At 70.9% G+C, this 8034-nt stretch carries 6 protein-coding genes; all 6 read right to left on the bottom strand.

Annotation, left to right across the window (positions count from 1 at the left end; all coding sequences use genetic code 11):
• Positions 1-49: 49 nt before the first annotated feature.
• Entirely contained in the window at positions 50-1573 is a 1524-nt protein-coding gene (araA, locus tag IN07_RS09260) for an L-arabinose isomerase (protein ID WP_052091068.1), read from the bottom strand.
• Complete coding sequence (locus IN07_RS09265; protein WP_036335381.1) at positions 1570-2253, bottom strand: L-ribulose-5-phosphate 4-epimerase; 684 nt, start codon at positions 2251-2253, stop codon at positions 1570-1572. Before IN07_RS09265 ends, araA begins: the two co-directional genes overlap by 4 nt.
• Positions 2250-3914 carry a xylulokinase gene (locus IN07_RS09270; protein WP_036335382.1) on the bottom strand — a complete coding sequence of 555 codons (1665 nt, stop codon included), beginning with the start codon at positions 3912-3914 and terminating at the stop codon, positions 2250-2252. Before IN07_RS09270 ends, IN07_RS09265 begins: the two co-directional genes overlap by 4 nt.
• 103 nt (positions 3915-4017) lie before the next feature.
• Positions 4018-5052: a LacI family DNA-binding transcriptional regulator gene (locus tag IN07_RS09275; protein WP_036335383.1), complete on the bottom strand. Its 1035-nt coding sequence runs from the start codon at positions 5050-5052 to the stop codon at positions 4018-4020.
• 93 nt (positions 5053-5145) lie between these two features.
• Positions 5146-6399, bottom strand: coding sequence for a multiple monosaccharide ABC transporter permease (mmsB, locus tag IN07_RS09280; RefSeq protein WP_036335384.1), 1254 nt, complete (start codon positions 6397-6399; stop codon positions 5146-5148).
• Entirely contained in the window at positions 6396-7934 is a 1539-nt protein-coding gene (gene mmsA, locus IN07_RS09285; RefSeq protein WP_036335385.1) for a multiple monosaccharide ABC transporter ATP-binding protein, read from the bottom strand. Before mmsA ends, mmsB begins: the two co-directional genes overlap by 4 nt.
• Positions 7935-8034: the final 100 nt, after the last annotated feature.

Here is an 8034-nt window from a genome sequence, read left to right on the forward strand (position 1 = left end):
CCTGACGACGTCGCCCCGGCCGGGCAACCGGCCGGGGCGTCGTCGCGCGTCAGAGGCGCTGGTTGAGCCGGTGGTAGGCCGCGCTCCAGCGCAGCTCCTTGGCCAGGCTGCGCCGGGTGGTGCCGGCGTCGATGAGCACCAGCTCGGTGTCGAACACCTCGGCCAGGTCGGTCAGCTCGTCGGCCCCCAGCTGGGTGGACAGCACCGTGTGGTGCGGCCCGCCGGCGGTCAGCCAGCCCTCGGTCGCCGTCTCGAAGTCCGGCCGGGGCTCCCAGACCGCCCGGGCGACCGGGAGGTTCGGCAGCGGCTCGGACGGCTCGACGACGTCGATCTCGTTGGCCACCCAGCGGAACCGGTCGCCCAGGTCGCACCAGCCCACCGTGATGCCGGCGGCGGGGGCGGCGGTGAACACCAGCCGCGCCGGGTCCTCGCGGCCGCCGATGCCGAGCGGGTGCACCTCCAGCCGCGGCTTGTCCCCGGCGATCGTCGGGCACACCTCGAGCATGTGGGCACCGAGGATCTTCGGGGTCTCCGAGGCGAGGTCGTAGGTGTAGTCCTCCATGAAGGACGTACCGCCGGGCAGCCCCTGGGCGGCGACCTTGAGCACCCGCAGCAGGGCGGAGGTCTTCCAGTCGCCCTCGCCGCCGAAGCCGTAGCCGTCGGCCATCAGCCGCTGCACGGCCAGGCCGGGGAGCTGGCGCAGGCCGCCGAGGTCCTCGAAGTTGGTGGTGAACGCACCGAAGCCGCCCTCGGTGAGGAACTGGCGCAGCGCCACCTCGATCCGGGCCTGGTAGCGGACGCTGTCGTGCCGCTCGCCACCCGGGCGCAGGTCGGCGTCCATCTCGTACAGGTCGCCGTACTCGGCGATGACCGTGTCGACGGCGGAGTCGCCCACGCGCTCGACCACCTCGACCAGGTCGTTGACGCCCCAGGTGTTCACCGACATGCCGAAGCGGATCTCCGCCTCGACCTTGTCGCCCTCGGTGACCGCGACGTTCCGCATGTTGTCACCGAACCGGGCCAGCTTGAGGCCGCGGGCGGCGGCCGCACCGGCGGCGGCACGGGCCCAGGAACCGACCCGGGCCTGCACCCGCGGGTTGCTCGCGTGGCCGGAGACGGTGGTGCGCGGCGTGCGCAGCCGGGTGAGCATGAAGCCGTACTCGCGGTCGCCGTGGGCGGCCTGGTTCAGGTTCATGAAGTCCATGTCGATCGTCGCCCACGGGAGGGCGGCGTCGGCCTGGGTGTGCAGGTGCAGCAGCGGCTTGCGCAGCGCGTCCAGCCCAGTGATCCACATCTTCGCCGGGGAGAAGGTGTGCATCCAGGTGATGACGCCGAGGCAGTTCGGGTCCTCGTTCGCCTCGCCCATCATCTTCCGGATCGCACCGGCGTCGGTGAGCACCGGCTTCCAGACCACCCGGACCGGGACGGCGTCGGCGCCGTCCAGCGTCGCGGCGACCCGCTGCGACTGCTCGGCGACCTGCTGGAGGGTCTCCTCGCCGTACAGCCCCTGGCTGCCGGTGAGGAACCAGATCTCCGAACCCTCGAATGCCACCTGCTGCTCCTTCGTGCTCATCGTTGTCCGTAGACGTTCTGGTAGCGCGCGTACAGCGAGTCGATGTCCGCCCGCGCGATCGGCTTGGGCTCACCCAGCTGGCGGGAGAGGTGCACGGTGCGGGCGACGTCCTCCGTCATGACGGCGGCCTTGACGGCGGCCTTGGCCGAGGGGCCGATGGTGAAGACGCCGTGGTTCTTCATCAGCACCGCCGGCGAGCGGTGCCCCTGCAGGGTCTCCACGATGCCCTGGCCGATGGAGTCGTCGCCGATCAGCGCGAACGGCCCGACCGGGATGGGCCCGCCGAACTCGTCGGCCATCGCCGTGAGCACGCAGGGGATCTCCTCGTGCCGGGCCGCCCAGGCCGCGGCGTAGGTGCTGTGCGTGTGCACCTGGCCGTTGACCTCGGGCATGTTCCGGTAGACGTAGGCGTGCGCCGCCGTGTCGCTGGAGGGGGCCCGGACGCCGTCGACGGCGTTGCCGTCGAGGTCGCAGACGGTGATGCCCTCCCAGGTCAGCTGGTCGTACTCGACGCCGCTGCCCTTGATGACGAACAGGTCCTCGCCGGGCACCCGCTCGGACACGTTGCCCGAGGTCCAGGTGACCAGCTCGTAGCGGGTCAGGTAGGTGTGCAGGTGGGCGACGTGCTCGCGCTGGGCGCGCAGCGTCCCCTGCTCGGTGCGGGTCGGGGTGGTGGTCATGCCGGCTGCTCCTCGGTCTCGGCGGCAGAGGTGGTCTCGGTCTGCGGTGCGGCCGGCCGATGGCCGACGTCCACGTGGTCCACGGCGGCCCGCTGCACCGGGAGTGCGGCGACGTACCGCTGCATGAACGCCTCGAAGCCCGCGACGTCCGTGGGGTCGGGGTCGGCGGTCGTCAGGCTCGCGTCGGTGAAGACCTCGGCGTCCAGGTAGTCCGCCAGCTCCTGCTCCGGCGAGCGCCCGGCGGCGAAGGCGGCCAGGACGGCGATCCCCCAGGCGCCGCCCTCCGCGGCGACGTCACCGACGGAGACCGGGGTGTCGATGGCGGCAGCGAGGAAGCGCTGCGCCACACCCTCGGTCTTGAACAGGCCGCCGTGCGCGAACATCCGGTCGAGCCGCACGCCCTCGGTCTTCTGCAGGACGTCCATGCCGATCTTCAGCGTGGCCAGGGAGGCGAACAGGTGCGTCCGCATGAAGGTGCCGAGGTCGAACCGGCTGTCCGGGGACCGCAGGAAGAGCGGGCGGCCCTCCTCGAAGTCGGTGATCGGCTCACCGGAGAGGTAGTTGTAGGCGAGCATCCCGCCGCAGTCGCTCGCGCCGCCCAGGGCGGCGGTGAAGAGGGTCTGGAAGACCGTCGAGGAGTCGACGTCGACACCCAGCGCGCGAGCGAACTCGGCGAACAGCCCGGCCCAGGCGTCCAGCTCACTGGCGCCGTTGTTGCAGTGCACCATCGCCACCGGGTCACCGGCCGGCGTGGTGACCAGGTCCAGTTCGCGGTGCACCTGGGCGAGCTCCCGCTCGAGCACGACCATCGCGAAGATCGACGTGCCGGCGGAGACGTTGCCGGTCCGCGGGGCGACCGAGTTGGTGGCGACCATCCCGGTGCCCGCGTCACCCTCCGGCGGACAGACGGGGGCGCCGGGGCGCAGCCGCCCGCTCGGGTCGAGCAGCCGCGCGCCCGCCTCGGTGAGCGTGCCGGCCGGCTGGCCGGCGCGGGCGATGCCGGGCAGCAGCCCGGCGAGGCTCAGCTCGACCCCGGCCTCGGCGGCCAGCTGGTCGAACCGGGTCAGCATCGTGGTGTCGTAGCCCCCGGCGGAGTCGATCGGGAACATGCCGCTGGCGTCCCCGATGCCGAGCACCTTCTCGCCGGTGAGCTGCCAGTGCACGTACCCGGCCAGGGTGGTCAGGTGGTCGAGCCGGCCGACGTGCTGCTCGTGGTCCAGGATCGCCTGGTAGAGGTGCGCGACGCTCCACCGGTGCGGGATGTTGCACCCGAACTCCGCGCTGAGCCGCTCGGCTGCCCGGCCGGTGTTCGTGTTGCGCCAGGTGCGGAACGGCGTGAGCAGCTCGCCCTCGGCGTCGAACGCCAGGTAGCCGTGCATCATCGCGGAGACGCCGAGCGCGCCGACCCCGGAGAGCTCGACCCCGTGGCGCCGCCGTACGTCCTCGGCGAGGGCCGAGACGCTCTGCTGCACCCCGGCCCAGACGGCGTCCAGCGAGTACGTCCAGAGCCGGTCCACGAACTGGTTCTCCCAGTCGTGACTGCCGACGGCGAGGGGGGCGTGGTCCGGCCCGATCAGCACCGCCTTGATCCGGGTCGATCCGAACTCGATCCCCAAGGCTGTGCGACCCGAGGTGATCGCCGTGCCGGCGTCCATCGTCATGTCAGGAGCCCCTTCCGCCCACCGTGACGGGCCTGGTCCCAGCGAACCGGTTCGCCGCGGGACGCGGCACCGGATGGATTGTTAGCGCTAACAACAAGCTCCGTCAAACCGTCTGCCGGGCCGGTCCGGTGGACCGCCGCACGACCAGCTGGGGCAGGACCGGTTGGGACTCCAGCGGCTCCCCGCGCAGCCGGGCGAGCACGAGCTCGACCCCGCGGCGGCCCAGCTCGGCGAAGTCCTGCCGCACCGTGGTGAGCGGCGGGGTGAAGTACGCGCACTCGGGCACGTCGTCGAAGCCGACGACGCTGACGTCGCCCGGTACCGACAGCCCCTCGTCGGCCAGGGCGCTGAGCAGGCCCAGCGCCATCTGGTCGTTGGCGACGAAGACGGCGGTGACGTCGTCCTGCCCGGCGCGCACCCGGGCGGCCAGCTCGCGGCCGGCCGCGTGCCCCGAGCAGGGCCACCAGTCACCGTGCAGGGGCTCCGGGACCGGTGCGCCGGCGTCCTCCAGTGCGCGGCGCCAGCCGACCATCCGCCCGCGGGCCTCCAGCGAGTCCGGCGGCCCGGTGACGTGGTGCACGGTGCGGTGCCCGAGCTCGAGCAGGTGACGGGTGGCCAGCTCAGCCCCGACCTCCTGGGCGACCCACACGGTGGGCCGGGACTCGTCCCGGCCCACCTGCACCGCGATCAGCGGTACCGGCGCCTCGAACCGCCGCAGCGCCTCGACCGCCTGGCCGTAGGTGGACAGCGCGACCACCGCATCGACGGACTGCGCCACGAAGCGGTCGACCGCCTCGCGCATCGCCGCCTCGCTGTCGTCGTCGAGGATGGCCACCCCGAGGGAGTAGCCGGCCGCCCGGGCGGCCTTCTCCAGCCCGAGCAGCGTCTGCGCCGGTCCGTACTGGTTGATGTGCGAGGTCACCAGGCCGAACGAGCGGGTGGACCCGGTGACCAGGGCGCGGGCCGCCGTGTTCGGCCGGTAGCCGAGCTCGGTGATCGCCCGCTGCACCCGTTCCCGGGTCGCCGGGGCCACGTTCGGGTGCCCGTTGACGACCCGGGACACCGTCTGGTGCGAGACACCGGCGTGCACGGCGACATCGGACAGTGCCGATGCGCGCGGCGCTCCATCGGGCAGCACGGTTCCTCCTTCAGCAGAGGGCGGCGCCGATGCCGTCCTCGAGGTGAGGACGGCGCCGGTGCCGCCCTCGACTTGGTGGCTCCGCGACCTACGTCAGCGGGACGCTCCGGCGCGCCGCTTGTTGTAGACGTCGAAGGCGACGGCCAGCAGCAGCACGAGGCCCTTGACCACCGACTGGATCGACTGGTCGACGCCCAGGAGCGACATGCCGTTGCTCATGACCGCCATGATCAGGCCACCGACCATCGCACCGACCACGGTGCCGACACCGCCGGTGACCGCCGCACCGCCGATGAAGGCGGCGGCGATGGCGTCCAGCTCGAACATCTCCCCCGCCGCGGGCTGGGCGCCGTTCGAGCGGGAGGAGTAGATGATCCCGGCCACCGCGGACAGAAAGCCCATGTTGACGAAGATCCAGAAGTTGACGGCCCGCACCTTGACGCCGGACAGCGTCGCCGCCGAGAGGTTGCCGCCGATCGCGTAGACCTGACGCCCGAACACGGTGTTCTTGGTGATCAGGCCGTAGGCGATGGCCAGCACACCCAGGATGATCAGCACGATGGGCAGGCCGCGGGCGTTGGCCAGCTGCCAGGCGAAGGCCATCACGACCACGCCGACAGCGATGACCTTGGCGATGAACAGCGCCAACGACTCGACCGGCTGCCCGTAGCGGACCCGGGCGGCGCGGGAGCGCCAGCCGCTGATCGCGTAGCCGGCCACCGCCACCCCGCCGATCAGCAGGGTGAAGGCGTCGTAGCCGTAGCCGCCGAGCAGGCCGTTGAGGAACCCGCTGGCCACCTCGCGGTACTCCGCCGGGAACGGGGACAGCGAGACGTTGTCCAGCACCTGGAGCGTCAGCCCGCGGAACAGCAGCATGCCGGCGAGGGTGACGATGAACGCCGGGATGCCGACGTAGGCGACCCAGAACCCGTGCCAGGCGCCGACGGCCAGGCCGACGGCGATCGCGGCCAGGGCACCGCCCCACCACGGCCACCCCTGCTGGATGACCAGCACGGCGGAGACGGCACCGGTGAGCGCGACCACCGACCCCACGGAGAGGTCGATGTGCCCGGCGATGATCACGATGACCATGCCGATGGCCAGCACCAGGATGTAGGAGTACTGCAGGACCAGGTTGGTGATGTTGCCGGCGCTGAGCAGGGTGCCGTCGGTCAGGAACGCGAAGAGGGCGACGATCGCCACGAAGGCGACGTAGATGCCACTGGTCCGCAGGTTGCTGCGGAGGAGCTCGCGCATGCTGCCCGAACCGCTCTGCCCGGCCGGCGTGGGCGTGAAGTCCGCGTTCGGCGGGGTCTGACCCTCCTGCGGAGGAACGGTCTTGGTCATGCTGCGAGCTCCCTCTCCTTGGTCATGAGTGCCATCAGGCTCTCCTGGGTGGCCTCACGCACCGGCACCTCACCGGTGATCCGGCCGGCGGACAGCGTGTACACGCGGTCGCAGGTGCCGAGCAGCTCGGGCAGCTCGGACGAGATGACCACGACGGCCTTCCCGGCCGCCACGAGGTCGTTGATGATCGTGTAGATCTCGTACTTGGCGCCCACGTCGATGCCACGGGTGGGCTCGTCGAGGATGAGCACGTCCGGGTCCGTGTAGAGCCACTTGGACAGGACGACCTTCTGCTGGTTGCCGCCGGAGAGCTTGCCCACGATCGACGAGACGCTGGGCGCCTTGATGTTCATGCTCTTCCGGCTGGCCTCGGCGACCTTGGTCTCCTCGTTGCTGTTCACCCAGCCACGGCGGGAGAGCTTGCCGAGGCCGGCGGCGGAGATGTTCCGCCGGATGTCCTCGATCAGGTTGAGGCCGTACTTCTTGCGGTCCTCGGTCGCGTACGCGATGCCGTTGTCGATCGCCTCGGTGACGTTGCGGGTCTTCACCTCCTTGCCGTGCATGAAGACCTTGCCGGAGACCAGCCGGCCGTAGGAGCGGCCGAAGATGCTCATCGCGAGCTCGGTGCGCCCGGCGCCCATCAGCCCGGCGATCCCGACGACCTCACCGGCGCGCACCGAGAAGTCGGCGTGGTCGACCACCAGACGCTCCTGGGTCGGGTGCTTGACCGTCCAGTCCTCGACGCGGAGGACCTCCTCGCCCGGGTGCGACTCGCGCTCGGGGTAGTAGGACTCCAGGTCGCGGCCGACCATGCCGCGGATGATCCGGTCCTGGGTGACCTCGCCGGCGTGCAGGCTCAGCGTCTCGACGGTCTTCCCGTCCCGGATGATCGTCACGTTGTCGGCGATCGCGGTGATCTCGTTCAGCTTGTGCGAGATGATGATCGAGGTGATCCCGCGATCCTGGAGCTTGCGGATCAGACCGAGCAGGTGCGCGGAGTCGGTGTCGTTCAACGCTGCAGTGGGCTCGTCCAGGATGAGCAGCTTCACGTCCTTGGAGAGCGCCTTCGCGATCTCCACGAGCTGCTGCTTGCCGACGCCGAGCTGCCCGACGGGGGTGATCGCGTTCTCGTGCAGGCCCACGGACTCGAGCAGCTCGCTGGCCTCGGCGTTGACCTTGTGCCAGTTGATCAGGCCGCCACGGCCGCGGCGCTCGTTGCCCAGGAAGATGTTCTCCGCGATCGACAGGTAGGGCACCAGCGCGAGCTCCTGGTGGATGATCGCGATCCCCACGTGCTCGCTGTCGCGGATGCCGGAGAACCGGCAGACGTCGCCGTCGAAGACGATCTCACCGTCGTAGCTGCCGGCCGGGTAGACGCCGGAGAGCACCTTCATCAGCGTGGACTTGCCCGCGCCGTTCTCACCACAGATCGCGTGGACCTCACCGCGTCGCACGGTCAGCGAGACGTCCTCCAGCGCCTTGACGCCGGGGAAGGTCTTGGTGATGGAGCGCATCTCCAGGATGTTGTCGTCCATGGACTCCGTCGTCCTCGTCGTTCACAAGGGATGGGTGGGCTGAGTGTCGACCACTCGGGGTGTGCGCCTGCGGGCACCCCGTCCGCCGGCGTCCGGCCGG

This window comes from Modestobacter caceresii, assembly GCF_000761485.1.
Taxonomy (GTDB): domain Bacteria; phylum Actinomycetota; class Actinomycetes; order Mycobacteriales; family Geodermatophilaceae; genus Modestobacter; species Modestobacter caceresii.

What these genes read in the sequence shown, in the direction of transcription:
- mmsB (WP_036335384.1), bottom strand. Translation starts at nt 6,399, where the DNA reads ATGACCAAGACCGTTCCTCCGCAGGAGGGTCAGACCCCGCCGAACGCG.
- araA (WP_052091068.1), bottom strand. Translation starts at nt 1,573, where the DNA reads ATGAGCACGAAGGAGCAGCAGGTGGCATTCGAGGGTTCGGAGATCTGG.
- mmsA (WP_036335385.1), bottom strand. Translation starts at nt 7,934, where the DNA reads ATGGACGACAACATCCTGGAGATGCGCTCCATCACCAAGACCTTCCCC.
- IN07_RS09270 (WP_036335382.1), bottom strand. Translation starts at nt 3,914, where the DNA reads ATGACGATGGACGCCGGCACGGCGATCACCTCGGGTCGCACAGCCTTG.
- IN07_RS09265 (WP_036335381.1), bottom strand. Translation starts at nt 2,253, where the DNA reads ATGACCACCACCCCGACCCGCACCGAGCAGGGGACGCTGCGCGCCCAG.